General features: G+C 35.6%; 13 protein-coding genes. All 13 read right to left on the reverse strand.

Annotated elements, in window-relative coordinates; translation table 11 throughout:
* Nucleotides 1-5: 5 nt before the first annotated feature.
* Nucleotides 6-1,295 (reverse strand): arsenic transporter, encoded by a 1,290-nt coding sequence (locus CRO45_RS10140; protein WP_097149544.1) that lies wholly within the window; start codon nt 1,293-1,295, stop codon nt 6-8.
* 379 nt (nt 1,296-1,674) lie between these two features.
* Nucleotides 1,675-3,069 (reverse strand): L-cystine transporter, encoded by a 1,395-nt coding sequence (locus CRO45_RS10145; RefSeq protein WP_097149545.1) that lies wholly within the window; start codon nt 3,067-3,069, stop codon nt 1,675-1,677.
* A gap of 1,232 nt (nt 3,070-4,301) precedes the next feature.
* Nucleotides 4,302-4,736, reverse strand: coding sequence for a rhodanese-like domain-containing protein (locus tag CRO45_RS10155; protein ID WP_097149547.1), 435 nt, complete (start codon nt 4,734-4,736; stop codon nt 4,302-4,304).
* 131 nt (nt 4,737-4,867) lie between these two features.
* Nucleotides 4,868-5,734 carry a GNAT family N-acetyltransferase gene (locus tag CRO45_RS10160; RefSeq protein ID WP_097149548.1) on the reverse strand — a complete coding sequence of 289 codons (867 nt, stop codon included), beginning with the start codon at nt 5,732-5,734 and terminating at the stop codon, nt 4,868-4,870.
* 296 nt (nt 5,735-6,030) lie between these two features.
* Nucleotides 6,031-6,333, reverse strand: coding sequence for a hypothetical protein (locus tag CRO45_RS10165; RefSeq protein ID WP_212613424.1), 303 nt, complete (start codon nt 6,331-6,333; stop codon nt 6,031-6,033).
* 137 nt (nt 6,334-6,470) lie between these two features.
* Entirely contained in the window at nt 6,471-8,534 is a 2,064-nt protein-coding gene (locus CRO45_RS10170) for an alkaline phosphatase D family protein (RefSeq protein WP_097149549.1), read from the reverse strand.
* Nucleotides 8,535-9,688: 1,154 nt separating this feature from the next.
* Nucleotides 9,689-10,147: a hypothetical protein gene (locus tag CRO45_RS10180; protein ID WP_097149551.1), complete on the reverse strand. Its 459-nt coding sequence runs from the start codon at nt 10,145-10,147 to the stop codon at nt 9,689-9,691.
* A gap of 24 nt (nt 10,148-10,171) precedes the next feature.
* Nucleotides 10,172-12,379, reverse strand: coding sequence for a LysM peptidoglycan-binding domain-containing protein (locus CRO45_RS10185; RefSeq protein WP_097149552.1), 2,208 nt, complete (start codon nt 12,377-12,379; stop codon nt 10,172-10,174).
* A 178-nt stretch (nt 12,380-12,557) separates the two neighbouring features.
* Complete coding sequence (locus tag CRO45_RS10190; RefSeq protein WP_097149553.1) at nt 12,558-13,115, reverse strand: GNAT family N-acetyltransferase; 558 nt, start codon at nt 13,113-13,115, stop codon at nt 12,558-12,560.
* Between the two features lie 83 nt (nt 13,116-13,198).
* On the reverse strand, nt 13,199-14,008 hold the full coding sequence (locus CRO45_RS10195) for a hypothetical protein (protein WP_097149554.1): 810 nt from the start codon (nt 14,006-14,008) through the stop codon (nt 13,199-13,201).
* On the reverse strand, nt 13,992-14,522 hold the full coding sequence (locus CRO45_RS10200) for a sigma-70 family RNA polymerase sigma factor (protein WP_097149555.1): 531 nt from the start codon (nt 14,520-14,522) through the stop codon (nt 13,992-13,994). Before CRO45_RS10200 ends, CRO45_RS10195 begins: the two co-directional genes overlap by 17 nt.
* 233 nt (nt 14,523-14,755) lie before the next feature.
* The gene (locus CRO45_RS10205) at nt 14,756-16,192 is read right to left on the reverse strand and encodes a purine-cytosine permease family protein (protein WP_097149599.1); all 1,437 of its coding nucleotides are present in this window, start codon (nt 16,190-16,192) and stop codon (nt 14,756-14,758) included.
* A 417-nt stretch (nt 16,193-16,609) separates the two neighbouring features.
* Nucleotides 16,610-16,918 (reverse strand): hypothetical protein, encoded by a 309-nt coding sequence (locus tag CRO45_RS10210; protein ID WP_097149556.1) that lies wholly within the window; start codon nt 16,916-16,918, stop codon nt 16,610-16,612.
* Nucleotides 16,919-17,062: the final 144 nt, after the last annotated feature.

Here is a 17,062-nt window from a genome sequence, read left to right on the forward strand (position 1 = left end):
TCCTTTTAGAGAATTAGTAGTGTTAAGTAAAGTCCAACTAATGTAATAAACAGAATCGGAATCGTTAATACGATACCTGTTTTAAAATAAGTTCCCCAGGAGATTTTAATTCCTTTTTGGGATAACACATGAAGCCAAACTAATGTTGCAAGGGATCCAATAGGTGTAATTTTTGGTCCTAAGTCTGAGCCAATGACATTGGCATAAATGAGTGCTTCTCTTATAATTCCATTTGTACTTGTTTCTGCAATTGCCAGTGCATCAATCATAACTGTTGGCAAATTGTTCATGACCGATGATAAAAATGCTGCAATGAATCCCATTGCTATCGTTGCTACAAATAGTCCTTGGTCTGCAAAGAATTGAATGACACTCGCAAGTGAACCAGTTAACCACGCATTCCCTAATCCGTAGACTACTACATACATTCCTATAGAGAAGAATACGATATTCCACGGCGCACCTTTTATGACTGCTTTCGTATCCACTACTGTACTTCTTCTAGCCATCAGCACAAAGAATATGGCGATAATACCTACCACAAACGAAACTGGAATTTGCATAAATTCGCTTGTAAAGTAACCGATGACTAATACAGACAACACAACCCAAGATAATTTGAACATCTTCAAATCTCTAATTGCTTCTTTTGGATTTTTTAACTTTGATAGATCATAATTTCTTGGAATGCTCTTATTAAAATAAAGTAACAATACAGTAATTGTTGCTATTAATGAGAAGATATTTGGTAAGAACATTCTTGTCGCATACTCTACGAAACCAATATTAAAGTAATCAGCCGACACGATATTCACCAAGTTACTAATAATAAATGGTAACGAAGTTGTATCTGCAATAAACCCACTCGCCATAATGAACGGGAAAATCATTGCCTCTTTAAAATTTAAGTGACGAACCATAGCTAGTACAATTGGTGTTAAAATTAATGCTGCTCCATCGTTAGCGAATAACGCAGATACAATCGCCCCTAAAATACTAACGTAGACAAACATTTTCACTCCATTACCATTTGCAGCCCTCGCCATATGTAATGCTGCCCACTCAAACAATCCAATTTCATCTAAAATTAACGAAACTAAAATGATACCAACAAACGCTAATGTAGCGTTCCAAGTAATTCCAACTACTTCAGATACATCTTGAAAATCTACTACTCCTACAAGTAATGCAAGTACTGCCCCACCACATGCCGTCCATCCGATATTTAACCCTTTAGGCTGCCAGATAACGAATAGTAAGGTAATTAAGAAAATCAATGTTGCTAATATTGCCATTTCAAATATCCTTTCTTGTTTACTGAATTCATTGTTCGAACATTAGTATATTACAATATACTTATATTTAATGTTACTATAGTATTCTATATGAGGACTAATTTCAATCGTTTTTTTCCACATAGATTGGATTTATAAATAGAGGTTTTTGCTAATTAAAGGCATGATAAAAACCTTTTCTTACGCTTAACAAGGCTAAACAATCTTCGCGCAAACCTTCTGAGAGCCTTTTTCATCACATTCTCGCTCCCACATGGTCTTCAACACCCTTCTCAGGACCATCATGTATTTTTATGAAACTCAAAAGGCCTTCATCCATTTGATGAAGACCCAGAAATCCAAGTTTCAAACCAAAAACTACTTCATAACCATTGTGAAATTATGCCTCTACTACATCATGCAAGTCAGATTTATCATTATAAACATTCTCATCTAATTCTCCATTAATTCTTCCAGTTAATATCCCTGAAGTCATACCCCCACTTACGTTTAAAGCAGTACGCCCCATGTCAATTAACGGTTCCACTGAAATTAGTAAAGCAACAATTGTTATTGGTAAGTTCATGACAGAAAGTACGATTAATGAAGCAAACGTAGCTCCACCACCTACTCCTGCTACACCAAATGAGCCAATCATTACAACTATAATAAGCGTGATAAGGAAGCCCGGGTCTAAAGGATTAATCCCAACAGTTGGTGCGACCATAACCGCTAACATTGCTGGGTATATCCCCGCGCACCCATTTTGACCAATTGTTACACTAAATGGTCCAACGAAGTTCGCAACTGCTTGTGACACACCGTATCCGTCTGTTTGCGTTTTAATATTTAATGGCAATGAGCTGGCACTAGATCGGGATGTGAAGGCAAATGTCAAAACAGGTAATCCTTTTTTCACATATGTTAATGGATTTAGCTTCGCAAAACTTATGAGCAGTAAATGAACTAAGAACATCGCGATTAATGCAACGTATGACGCAATGACAAACTGTCCTAGATTCACAATAGCTTCATAATTTGTCGTTGCAGCTGCTCTAGTCATAATTGCTAGAATACCATACGGAGTTAAACGAATGATAATTGTTACGACACGCATCGTAATGGTATACAGAGTATCCACAATTCCAGCAAATTGTTCAGCTTGTTCTGGCTGTTTGCGTCTCACTCCTAAAAATGCAAGGCCAATTAGCGCCGCAAAAATAACAACTGCGATCGTTGATGTGGAGCGTGCCCCAGTTAAATCAGAAAATGGATTCGTTGGAATAAATGAAAGAATTTGATCAGGAATTGTTAAATTTTCTACTGTTGATACACGTTCATTTAATTGTTCAATTCGCGCATTTTCAGCATCTCCAGCCTCCAATTGCACTCCATCTAATCCAAAACCAAATGTAGCGGCAATCCCAATAATTGCAGCAATACCAGTAGTAACTAGTAAAATACCTATTCCAAAGAAACTAATTTTTCCGATGTTCTTTGACAGTTTAATTTTCGTAAATGCAGCAATAATGGAGATTAACACTAATGGCATAACAACCATTTGTAATAATCTTGTATATCCTGAACCAACAATATTAAACCATTGAATCGAAGTTGATACGACCTCATTTGACGTTCCGTAAATGACGTTTAAAATAATACCAAACAACAAACCTAGAACGAGACCAATTAATACACGCACTGAAAACTTCACATGTTTCTTCTGCAATGCATATAAGCCCAAAATAATTGCTAATAGAATAACGATATTCACAATGACGAGAAATGTAGTCATCAGCTTCACTCTCCTTTATTAAGATTTTTTAAATATCATTACTCCATAATGTATTAAACCTATCTTCAAAGTATGTATTTAATTGCCTAGTGGACGCCAAAAAACTTCTGCCTAGTTTTGGCAGAAGTTTTCGTTGATTATGGTTGTTCTCAATTCTTACAGAGTGCCATGGCACAGGTAGCAGTAGTGAAAGACATTTCACTGTTGTTTCCACTTTAAAATGGGCTTCATCATACCTATGAGGACATTTCACGGCGATTTCCGCTTCAAAATGGGCTTCATGCACCGCACATATGAAGGACATTTCACGACGATTTCCATTTTAAAATGGGCTTCATAGCACCGCACCTATGAAGGACATTTTACGGCGATTTCCACTTCAAAATGGGCCTCATCGCACTTATGAAGGACATTTCACGGCGATTTCCGCTTCAAAATGGGCTTCATCAAACCTATGAAGGACATTTCATTGGGATTTCCGCTTCAAAATGGGCTTCATCGCACTTATGAAGGACATTTCACGGCGATTTCCACTTCAAAATGGGTTTCATCGCACCTATGAAGGACATTTTATGGCGATTTCCACTTCAAAATGGGCCTCATCGCACCTATGAAAGACACTTCTCTTTAATTTTCCTGCTGTTTTGTCTTTTAGAAGGCCTGTAAAAGACATTTCTCTTAAAATTCCCATTGGTTTTGTCCTTTAGAAGGTCTATAAAAGACATTTCTCTTTAATTTTCACTTTGTTTTGTCCTTTAGAAGGCTGATAAAAGACACTTCTCTTTAATTTTCCTGCTGTATTGTCTTTTAGAAGGCCTATAAAAGACATTTCTCTTAAAATTCCCATAGGTTTTGTCTTTTAGAAGGCCTATAAAAGACATTTCTCTTAAAATTCGCATTGGTTTTGTCCTTTAGAAGGCCTGTAAAAGACATTTCTCTTAAAATTCCCATTGGTTTTGTCCTTTAGAAGGCCTATAAAAGACATTTCTCTTAAAATTCCCATAGGTTTTGTCCTTTAGAAGGTCTATAAAAGACATCTCTCTTTAATTTTCACTAGGTTTTGTCCTTTAGAAGGCTGATAAAAGACACTTCTCTTTAATTTTCCTGCTGTTTTGTCCTTTAGAAGGCCTATAAAAGACATTTCTCTTAAAATTCCCATTGGTTTTGTCCTTTAGAAGGCCTATAAAAGACATTTCTCTTAAAATTCTCATAGGTTTTGTCCTTTAGAAGGTCTATAAAAGACATCTCTCTTTAATTTTCATTTTAAAATTCACCTTCGTTATGTCTTTTAGAGCGCTGATCCAAAGCGATTCACTTCGATTTCCCTTCAGAATGCTCCCTCCGCTATATTCCTTCCACGCAGTAATTCCACCTTGTAATACAACAACGTCATAATCTCGTTCGGCTAGAATATTTGCGCACTTTGTAGCGGAATTTCCTGTTGTGCAAGTTACAATGATCGCCCTATCTTTCGGTAAGTTATTTATTTCCTCACGATCGTTTTCTTCTAGATTGAAAATCTCCGTCTTGTTTATATTCAGATTCGTAATACCTGACGCTTCGATATGGTAATGGTTATATTTTTCTTCAGCCCTAACATCTAAAATTACTAGGTTTTCTTTGGACTTCAGTTTCTGATATAATTCTTCTGGTGTAATTGTTTTCACATTTCTCTCTCCTTTATTAAAAAAGTTATCCACAATTCAGACTTTTCAACAAACTTATCCTCAATTGTGCCGCTTTTCCACAAACTATCTTTCAAATTTTCAAAAAACCCAAAAGACTTATCCACATGTACTTAAGATCGATTCATCTCATAACTTACTAAAACATATTTGGTCTCAAATCCAACCTTAAAGTAGACATGATTTGCCTGCGAATTTGTATTATCTACGCATAATTGAATTTCACTTATTTGTGAATACGAGAACATTTCAGTAAGTACTTCCCTTAACAACAAAGTGCCCAATCCCTTATTTTGAGCGTTCGATGAAATCCCGATATATTCTAATGAAGCTTCCCCCATTGCAGGGTCCACTTCATAATAAGCATAGCCCAGCACTTCATCAAACTCGTTCTTCAAGATTTTCAAAACATGATGTTCACTTATTCGACCCACGATTATTGCAGCATCATAATACGTATTAGGAAATAGCTCTTTATGCAGCTGTTGAAATGCAAGAAAGTCACTTTGTTGAAATGAAGTACTTTTAAACTTTTGAACTCCCTCGAAGTTCTCACTTTGAACGATTAAAATTAAATGTTCTCCAGTTTTTGATGCACTAATTTTGTCCATATATGTACATTGCATCGTATTTTCCTTGTTATTAAAAAATTGGAAAGTTTGAATATGTGGATGACTTGTTAGTAATTTTTCAAATAATTCATGTTGAAGTTCATAAGATGTTGTTTGATTGAATGGTCCCCATACTTCTCCGCTCGTCTCGTCCGCATCAATCCCAATTGCCGCCACTATTTCACCCGAGTCATTCCTAGCAATTAGAAAGTCCGGTTCTCCATTTTCATCGATAAAATCTTCTTTTAACGTTTGATAGATTTCCTCTACCTTCTCCCCACAATAACCAATGTGAGAGGTAATCTCTTTGTTTTCTGTTGATAAAAACTGTGCCAATTCCTCAAAATCAGTTGCTTTTGACAAAACCATTGCAAATCACCCACTTCGATCGTTTATTCTAGTCTACTTGTTTTCAATTTATTGTAAAACAATTCCAAGCAAAATAAAAAATCTGTTGAACTAAACCAACCGATTTCTCTGCTGTAGCATTTATCCGAAAATTGCTCTCTCACGCCATCAAAAAAGACGTCAATCCCTAGGATGACGCCACTCAACTCTAATATTTTACCTGAGATGATAGTTGTTACATTTATAAAAACTACTAAGACCTAGATATCCTTCTTAGATTTCTTTAGGGAAATAAAAAATTTATTATGATTTCTTCATCAATCTTCACTGTCCTTCTCAACAACAGAGCGAGCAAACCAATGGATAAAGCCACAACGCTTACATATTAACGTAGTTGCATCATTATTTAGCCAGTCTAGATCTAAGAAGGTTAAACCCCTTGTGTTCAGTAAAGCTTTTCCTTGTTCAAATTTGTTATGCTTACAATGGACACAGGACACCTCTACATCCCCCGCTATATACTCAAGGCCAACTTTCTGATCTTCCCAATCTTTTTGCATTGATTGTGCAATTTTTTCCCCTTCAATTCTCATTCGTTCTAACTCTTTTTTACTAAACAATTAATCACTCCTCCTTTTAATATGTTGTGTCGTTCAAAAAACTATGTATCTTTTAATACGTTCATCACTTTTAATTGTTTCATTTTTCCCGATAAAAAAAAGGCGCTAATCTTATAGATTAACGCACAACACAACACTTATTCTTCTACACTTTCTTTTATTAACTTAGTTTCGATTTTATTTGGCGAAATAGATAGGTAACCTAAATTATTTTCTGTTTCAATAATGGAATACCCATCAACAAAGTGATAAGTAAGCTCATCTTTCCAAAGAAAATCTTTTTTCAGTGGATTGTTTTTATCCACACTATGAATATGGTATGATTTATCGGCAAAACGATTGATCGTTTCATCATCTTGTAGCACTTGATTTAATGCAGCTGCGGATTTTACAAGTTGGCCTAATTTATGAAAACTCATGTTCTTAAGTGGACTAGATGTAATTTGTTTTAGTTTCATTTGAATTCCAGATGAAAAGGTTATGTTTGAATAAACTAAAAAACTGTAATGTACATCTCCTGATAAAATAATACATTCATTTGGATTCCATTTAGCTACTTGGTTCAATAATTTTGTAAGTCCTTTACCGTTATATCTCCATGCCTCCATATCAAAGGCAGTCTCAACTTCTAAACCTAACATTTTTAAAGGAACGCTAAATTTCGTGACAATCTCTTCAATAATTTCAAATCCAACAATTGGTGTTGGAGAAATAATGAGCAGTGGCCTTTTTCGTTTCCATCCAGCTCTTTTTAATAAGTAGCTAAGCCCCTTTAATTCAAGTTCATTGACTAATTGAGGCGGATTGATTTGCACTACAGGTTGCTCTTGTTTCTTCGTTTTTGGTTGGTTATAATCCCTCATCGTTCGCGTATCGAGAAAAACTGCAGTAGGAGTAGTTGGTGCTACAAAATACCATGGCCTATGTTCCCACAATGTTTTGACCCATACTTTGTAATAAATATTTTTCCCTCTATTTTGTAATTCACGGAAATACTTTGCCATTAAATAAATAAATTCTCTTTTAAATAAAGTTGGCTCATTTCCCCATCCTTGAAATGCCCAAAAAGCAGCGAGCCCATTTGCGACAATATGTTTTCCTAAAGGCGATGTTGAAACTTTTTCTTTCCATTCTGCATTAATATTCCAATCATCCGTTACATCGTGGTCATCAAAAATCATGTAGGTAGGAATATTGGCCATCAACCTTCTAATCTTATAAGTAGATTTCCTGTAATTGACTACCTGTTTTTCTTGGTCTGTGTAGCGTTTTTTTAGTTGAATTTTTTCGTGTAACCTAAGTTTTTCACTTTTAGATCTAATATAAATATGGCCTTTTTCAACCGCTTCATCAAAAGTTTCATTCAACTCTCGTTGGTCACATACTTCCCAAAGAACAGGGCTCCAAGCAAATAAATACATTGCTGCATACTCACCAAATCCTATGAGATGATTAAAGGATTTTTCCGAAGTAAATTGAGCTAATTTTTGAATGATTGGTTTTCGACCGTTAATTTTGTCCAACGAAGATTGATAAGGCTCTTCCGATAACCGCGATTCTATAGAGGTTAGTTTTTCTCTCCTTCCTATTAATTCACGGCTTAGTACAAGAATCTTTCGAAACAGTGAATCAGGTACATCATCTGCGTAAATTTGGTCTCCCATTAGAAAGAGTGCCTGGGGACGTTCCGGTAAGTTGCGACAATGTTCTTCTACTAGTTGATCTCCTAAAGATAAAGTATCATCGCCATCGCCGTGGGGTTTTCGACAAGATCCAAACAGAAAATTATCAGTTCGATTCGTATCCTTTTCAGGGATATAGAAGGTTGGATATTTTAAGGAACCGTACACGATGCTATTAGGACTTACAGGGTTTAATAAACCCAAATCATCCAAATCAAAAGATTCGCTTTTACCTTTAAAACGTATGTTATATCCAATAAGTTGATTTGTTTTAAATGGTCTTCTAGGAGCAATTTTAATGAGATGTATATGGAGGTTTTCCCCTAAAGAAATTGTTTGAGTTTTTGAGGTTGTATGGATTTTGTCATATTCATTTCCTTCGTATCTAGTGGTAATTGCATAACAATCTGCTCGGATTTTAAATTTTCTACTTGTCGCAATCCAAATATATGCTTTAGAAGAGTCCACCCGACGAATAATCGGACCCGCTAACAATTCAGGAAATAAAATAGACTCCATCTATTTCTTCCCCCTCTTTTTGACTTTCAATAACAATATGCAAAAAGTAGGTTGAGTGTGTTGGGATGATGGAATTTTATTCTGGAATTGATGGAGGATACGGGCGAATCTTGCATTTTTACGGGCAGGTTTTGGGGATTTAGGTGCGAGTTTTGTAAGTATATTTGCGATATACTGAAGCTTATTTGCGAATCTGGAGTTACTTGCGATTCCCGTACTTTTACTTGCGATTCCACATGGATTACTTGCGATTTCCGGGAGTTTATTTGCGAATTTCCGGAACTTATTTGCGAATCTGGAGTTACTTGCGATTCCCCACAACTTACTTGCGATTCCCCACAACTTACTTGCGATTCCACATGGATTACTTGCGATTTCCGGGAGTTTATTTGCGAATCTCCGGAACCTATTTGCGAATCTGGAGTTACTTGCGATTTCCGTACTTTTACTTGCGATTCCACATGGATTACTTGCGATTTCCGGGAGTTTATTTGCGAATTTCCGGAACCTATTTGCGAATCTGGAGTTACTTGCGATTCCCGTACTTTTACTTGCGATTCCACATGGATTACTTGCGATTTTCGGGAGTTTATTTGCGAATCTCCGGAACCTATTTGCGAATCTGGAGTTACTTGCGATTCCCGTACTTTTACTTGCGATTCCACATGGATTACTTGCGATTTCCGGGAGTTTATTTGCGAATTTCCGGAACCTATTTGCGAATCTGGAGTTACTTGCGATTCCCCACAACTTACTTGCGATTCCACATGGATTACTTGCGATTTTCGGGAGTTTATTTGCGAATCTCCGGAACCTATTTGCGAATCTGGAGTTACTTGCGATTCCCGTACTTTTACTTGCGATTCCACATGGATTACTTGCGATTTTCGGGAGTTTATTTGCGAATTTCCGGAACTTATTTGCGAATCTGGAGTTACTTGCGATTCCCGTACTTTTACTTGCGATTCCACATGGATTACTTGCGATTTCCGGGAGTTTATTTGCGAATTTCCGGAACTTATTTGCGAATCTGGAGTTACTTGCGATTCCCCACAACTTACTTGCGAATTCCAAAAGGTTACTTGCGATTCAAACTTTGAACCAATAAAAAAACATCAACCCACTGTTTCCAAGGATTGATGCCTTTTACCATCTTATTCTTGACTAATTTTTAAATCCTTATAAGAAAACTCCATTTTAGAAGTATCTTTCGTAATTACAGAAACATCAATTTGCGAGGAAGTGCTAGCTAACTCATACGGTAATTCATAGGTTGCCCAGTTTTCCGTTAATTGTATCTCCATGGATTTATCTTTAATAAATCGCCCTCTAGGATCCGTTTCCGAAACTTTTAAAATAACGATTCCTTCACCTTTAAGTGCAATTTGTACAGTAATATTAGTACTAGTGAAAGATTCTCCCGGAGTAAATACGAACCCTTCTCCAGCCTTTACTCCTTCCGTTTTCACTAGAAAAGATCCATCTTCTACTTCTTGAACGTTTGCCCCAACTCCAAAGTATGGAATTTCCGGTTTATCCTCGTCTGCTAATACTTGTGGTTGTAATAAAATGAAAACTAACATTGTGGCGAGTATTGATATTAACTTTTTCATCTGTATATCCTCCTACAATTTATTTTATAGTTCCAAATATTTCATTGTTCTAGTTAAAAAAGAGGCAAATTGAGAACGTTTTACATCGTCTTTTGGAAAGTATTGTTCATTAACCGTTATACCAAGTGCGCTTAAGGCACGAATGGCTTCACGAGTGTCTTTTCTGGCTTCATTCAAATCTGTTATTTTTCCTACTTTTCCACCTGCAATTTCAATAAGTGATTCTCCATTAATTGCTTTTGTGGCACGATCTAAAACTAATGCCATGTTTTCACGGGTAATTAAACTCGAAGGATCCAACGCCCCATCTGTGCCTCCTAGGAAAACATTTGTAGAATTTACTACTGCTGCATATTTCAATAATTCGCGGTCCTTTGTTTGAATTGGAACATCTCTAAAGTATTGAGTTGACTCCCAATTTGCTGGAACAGTGGCTGTACCACTGTTTACTATCATCCTTCCAAGCATTAACACTACTTGTCCACGAGTAATTGATTGATTTGGAGAAAATGTTGTTGCAGATGTTCCTTTAATAATATTTTTGTCCACTAAATTTAAAATCTCATTTTGTACTTGTATATTTAAATGGCTAATATCTGTAAATGGATTATAATAAACAGCCGGTTCAGTAATTGTTTTCTTCACTTTTAGTACTTGGCCAATATAGATTTCATCTGATGTTAATCCATTTAGCTCCTTTAATTCATTCACTGACAAGCTAAAAGCATTAGCAATCTTCCATAATGTATCTCCTGATTTCACCGTATAGGTGTCTCCGTTTGGTTGCTGTGGTGGTATAGCAGGAGGTATGACAATCGTTGGTTGCTCGTTTGTCGGTGGTGGCTCACTAATGTATAGTACTTGACCAGCTTTAATTTCATCTGATTTTAAATTATTTATTTCCTTTAGCTTACTAACCGTTAGTTTGTTCGCTGTAGCAATCTTCCATAATGTATCACCTGATTTAACTGTATACGTCTTCGCATATTCTATATCTTCATGTTCTAACCATGAACGATAAGATTTCCACATATCAGGGTCCTCTTGACCTAAGCTCCAACTACCTGTCCCTTTTAAATTGTACTTATGCAAAAGGTCAAATTTTGCCTCAAGTGAAGCATCATTCTCATACCAAATATGGTAGGTTCCTGCTGTTAATGTTTTACCCGCAATCGTTGTTTTCGGATCACCTTCTCGAATAGTGATTGTAGCCCTTGGAGTTTTTGACCTCTCATCGAAATCGATTGTTCCTCCGTACCTCGATAATAATTCATCTACTCTTTTGTTAGAGATTCCTAACCCCATTTCACTCTTAGTTCCACCAACTTTCCATAACCGTCCATAAAAAGGTACTCCTAGTACAATTTTTTCAGCTGGAACTCCTTGGCTAAGTGCATATTGTATAGAACCTTCTACAAAAGGATAACTGGCTACGGGACCTTCAGGACTTCCTTCGTACGATTCATCATACGCCATGATCATAAGGTAACTTGCGTATTGTGCTAGCTTGTTATAGTCGTAGGTGCCTTGCCACCCACGAGTCGCTCCACTTGGGTTAGGAGCTACTGCAACCGATACTTCTTTGCCTTCTGGTATCTTTTCACGCAACAATCTAACTAAATCCGTATATTCTTCTCGATCAATTTCTGTTGTATTTTCAATATCAACTTGGACTCCATCTAAATTATTTTTAATGATGAAATCAGCTATTTGAGTAGAGATTTGTTCACGATTAGCTAGTGCTGCACGACCAACCGTTCGATCCCAGTGGTTACTAAGGAAAGGAACAACTTTTATGCCACGGTCATGCATTGCGTTTACGAAGACTGGATCAAACTGTTTAGTAATTTTAAGAGAACCGTCTGCGTTAATGTCGAAATAGCTAGGTGAAACAAGATTTAAGTTTCCTTGTGTTTTATCAATTTGAGAAATATAAGATTGCGTATTACCAAAGTAAAGGTAGCTCATATTAAAGTTGATTTCATGAGCTTTTGCCCTTTGAAGAGGAATTGTCGTTAATATGACTGCCCCAGTTACAATAACTATGGTGGCTACTTTAATTTTTGGAAAGTATTTTTTCACAAAACCTTTCGCTTCATTTTCTAAAGTATTATCTTTTTTAAAGTTAAATTCTGAACCAAACTCTTCATTATTAGGAGTGGCAATATGTAAAACTATTTGTACTTCGCCATTTTCGGTTTTCAATTCTACCTTTTCGAATTGATAGGTCATCCTTAATACACCACCTTAAATTTAGTATGTATCAAAGGCAGACGATAATATGTATTTGATGTTGTGATTCATTATTGTAGGAGGTTAAAAATAGTTAGAAGAAGTAAATTGAAGTAGGGGGTTAGTTATTTAAATCTCCCCCCTTCTTTGTAGATTTTGTAGTTGTGTTACATGAAGATTAACTTTCCTTATCCGCAGGATTGATTATTCCATAATAGACAAGACTTTCATATCGACCATCCTTAATAATATGGTCAATCAAAATTCCCTCTTGTTTCATACCTAGTTTTTCTAATACTCTTCCAGATGCTGGATTTGAACTGAAGAATCGTGCAAACACCTTATGGAGCTTTTTCTCTTTAAATGCAAATTGCATTACTGCCTGTGATGCTTCAGTTGCAAACCCCTGTCCCCAATACTCTTCACCAATCCAATAGGCAATTTCACCATGATTAAAAGGCTGATTATTAGAAAGTGCGATTGCACCATATAGTTCTCCTGATTCTTTATCTGTTATAGCAAATTCATAAGCTCTATTTTTTTCAGCATTTCCTTCATGCCTTTCAATCCACTTCAGTGCATCTTCGAGTGTATACGGATAAGGTAGGTAAAGCGTACTCTTGTAAATATTGTAGTTATTACATAATTTAGCTACAGTTTCTGCATCGGATATTTGAAAAGGTCTTAGAATTAGCCTTTCAGTTGTCATCGTTACCGTTCGAATCTTATCATTCATACAAACTCCCCCTCTCAACTATTTAATTTATTCAACATAAAAGCGCTAATCCCTTTTCTATTAGATCAACGCCATCAAATTCATTACTGTATATTTCCTTCCGAATCGCAATGAAACTCAATTGTAAATACTTTTTCATAAGAAATATTTAAATAAGTGAATATCCCTTCAATATTTAGTTCATAAGTTTGTCCATTATTTACCATTTTCCCATTATAGGATACCTGTTCCCATTCCCCCTTATTTTTGTATACGAGTTCCGTTGAGACGTTGTCTATTCCCGCAAACAAATGGCGGTTTAGTTCTGCATTATATTCTGTTTCGAATTTTGCTGTAACTTTTATTTCTTTAAATAGACCTGATATAACCATAAACGTTCCTTTTGTTGTTTCTCCATTTACATTCGTCACAGCATATTTTATATTAGGTGTTGCATCTTTAACTGCTTCTCTTTCATTTTCTATTGTTTCATCTACAATACCCTGAATCCTATTCTGGAATTGTTCAACAGTTACCCAATATGAATCTTCAAACTCCTCTATAGGCGAAACTTCAAGTTTTAACCCTAGTTTTAACTGATTCGCTTCTTCGACAATACTCACATACTCTTCATATAATGCTAGTTTTTCTTCGTCTGTTAAATTGTATAACGGCTGTTCAGGCTCGCTCATTGGCGTTGGGTTCGCAGTAGTACTTTCATGCCCCCAAATCGAGATATTAGGTAGAATTAAAATACCTAGCAAAACAACAAATAAAAAAGAAATAAAAGCTGGTTGCATGTTGCGTTTTTTTGGCACTGGCTTTTGTACACGATATCTAATTGATGCCTTTTCCTGTTCTGTCATATTTAAATTTGTAGGAATAGACTTTTTCAATTCATCTTTGATACTCATACTGTCCCACACTCTCCTCAATGGAAATTTTAGCTTGTTTTCTTCCCCTTGCTAAACGAGTTTTCACTGTATTCACGGAGCAATTCAATACTTCAGCTATTTCAGCTACGGATAATTCTAAATAATAAAACAACCAAATTACCTCTCGATACTTAACCGGCAATTCATTTACTATATCTGCAATGGTTTCGCTTTGCTCTTTACGGATCACTTCTGACTCAGCTGATTCTCGATTTTTCCACATTTTAATTTTTTCAGTTACTTCAAACTTTCGAAAATGCCAACTTTTTAAATAGTTTTTGCATTCATTTACAGCTATTCGATATAAATAAGTTTTAAAAGTAGCTCGACCTTCAAAACGGTCAAGACTCTTATAAAATTTAATAAATACATCTTGCACAATATCTTCTGTTTTCTGGATGTCTTTTACATATGTATAAACTAAGTGTTTTAAGTAATCTCCGTACTCTTCCAGCGCAGTGTTTAAACATAGTTCTTTCTCATCGTCAGTCAAAAGATAACCTCCTCTCTATAAAGTTAGACAAAGCCCAAATCTGCTCGGTTTCGTTCTCAAAATAAAAAAGCGCATAAAATCTAAAATGATTTTATATCTTACATATATTTACTATTTTATCAGACGTTGAACATTAGTAGAGTTAAATATCAACGAGAATCCCACTATTAAGATTCATTTATTTTCCAAAAAGAAAAACGCAAGATACAAGTACCTTGCGTTTTACAACAATTTTATTCATTTGTAATTTCTCTAAATGATCGAGAATCTTTCTTAACTTTTTCTGCTTTTAGTTTAATGCTTCTTTCTTCTAACTCATTTTTACTGTAGTATTTACCTTTCGTAATCACAGCAATTACAACTGTTAAAATTGAAGCTAATACAGCTGCAAAGAATGTCGCAGTATTTTGTAGGAATGTTCCCATAAAACCTAGACCAGCAATAGTACCAAGAACACTTGAAATAACTAATGGCACAACCCCAACAGGATTCCATTTGTATAATTTCGATTGTCTTGCTTCATATTCTTTTGGCCCAATTTTTAGTAACTTCTTCACTACTAATGCATCTGTAACTAAAATTGCTGCCCATGCCATTAATAGTACACCTTGGAATGTCATCGCAGCACTTAAATGATCCAATATACCACCTAACATTAAGGCAATCGATAATATTCCTGAGACCACGACCCAAAAACGACGATCCGGTTTAAAACGAAATACATTCTCAAAAAAATTGGACAGTGATAGGGAAGCACTGTAAATATTTGTGACGTTAATACGTAATTGTGTTAACATCGTAAAAACAACTCCGCCTAGTCCAAGTAATGTGACAATGTAAACCCCAGGATTTGATTCACCTAATCGGACTCCAAACCAGATTCCTAATAGTCCCATGACACCAAAACAAAAGACTTGTGGGATAAACCCAATCATAATAGATCCAAACTTAATATCTTTTGGTTTTAGATATCGAGCATAATCTGATGCAATGAGAGCTGTGAGACCCATAATACCGTGTTGCATACCAATACATAAAAGTAATGCGGTTCCACCTACTTGAACTCCATCAGGTAGGTATGTCCAAAAACTACCGTTAAATCCAGACGGTGTTTTCGCAGCAAAAATAATTGTGAGGATTAAGAAGATAAAAAAGATGGGTAATGACCATTTTTGCAATTTGTCTAATTGTTTAATACCGAACCAATTTAGTGGAATAACAATTGCTCCGAATACGACAATTAGAAGCCATACTGGAATTGAGGGGAAATATGCGTGTACTGCTGCAACGAGTATCATACCTTCAAAGGCACAATACATAATAAAATTCGATGCGTAAATTAATGATGTTAACGAAGCCCCTATGTAACCAAAACCTTGTCTAGACATTAGATTTACGTTCATGCCAGACTTTGCTGATAAGTATGCAATGACAGTACCTAAAAGCCCTGCAATAATAATTGCATAGATTGCTGAAATAATAGCGTTTGCTGCGCCAAATTGAAGTGCCATGACACTTCCTGTTTGGAAATAAAAAATCGCTGTTGCAATCCCAAATGTGATGTTGGTTACACTAAACCAACCCATGTTCCTTTTTTCTACCGGAACTTGACTAAATGAATAATCGTCTGCGCTTTTCTCTTTGAGACCTGCTGTATGGTCTAAACTCATCGAACCATCCTTTCGGTCTGTCTCCCTCCTTGCTCCATTATTAAGTAACATTCATTTACACCCTTAATTAGTTTGAATGCTTAATAAGGAGGTAACAGAATGTTTTATTTTTAGTTTGAATTGCTTCGGAATTAACCATTAATTCTTACAATCCATATAACTACTATCTGATTATATAACAATCTAGTTGACATAATCAAGGTCAATATTTTACCATGTTCAATTGACTTTTAAAAATGTTATATTATTCTCGTTTGAACAACTTTTCCTTTACTATTATTTTTATTAAGCTGATAGAATAAACGAATCATTAGTAGTTACAACCTAATTAGGAACAATATTACTCTTTAAAATTGAAATAAAAAAAGCGTTAACTTATAGATTAACGCTAGCTCTTTACAATATTTATGTTTTTCATTATCTATGATAGGCCTCATACCTTGCATCTTTGTATGCGCTAATATATAAACAAATTGCCGTTATAGTATGAAGGAACCAACCAACAATCGGAATAAACGCAAGAATACTTGTAACGATTCCTAAAATACTCGGAGCTACAGATGTCCGATTAGAAATAGCGATTGCAGCAGTAATAATGTGAAGAATTAACGCGATCGTCAACAACTGCCACGCGCTCAAAACAACAATTAATCCACCAAATAATGGGATAGCTAAAACCGCTTCAAACGTCCCAGTAATTCCTTTTGCAAAACTGGACCATTTCATTTTCTCACGCCCCTTTAATTCTTCTAATATCTTCTACGTTTCATAAACAAAAAAGATTCATTTAGAAGGTTCAAAACTTTAGGAGAATAATAAATTAAATAATTTTATTCCTACGTAATGAATTGTTTATTTATAAACGCTATG

Source organism: Ureibacillus acetophenoni (genome assembly GCF_900220965.1).
In the GTDB taxonomy this organism is placed as follows: Bacteria; Bacillota; Bacilli; order Bacillales_A; family Planococcaceae; genus Ureibacillus; species Ureibacillus acetophenoni.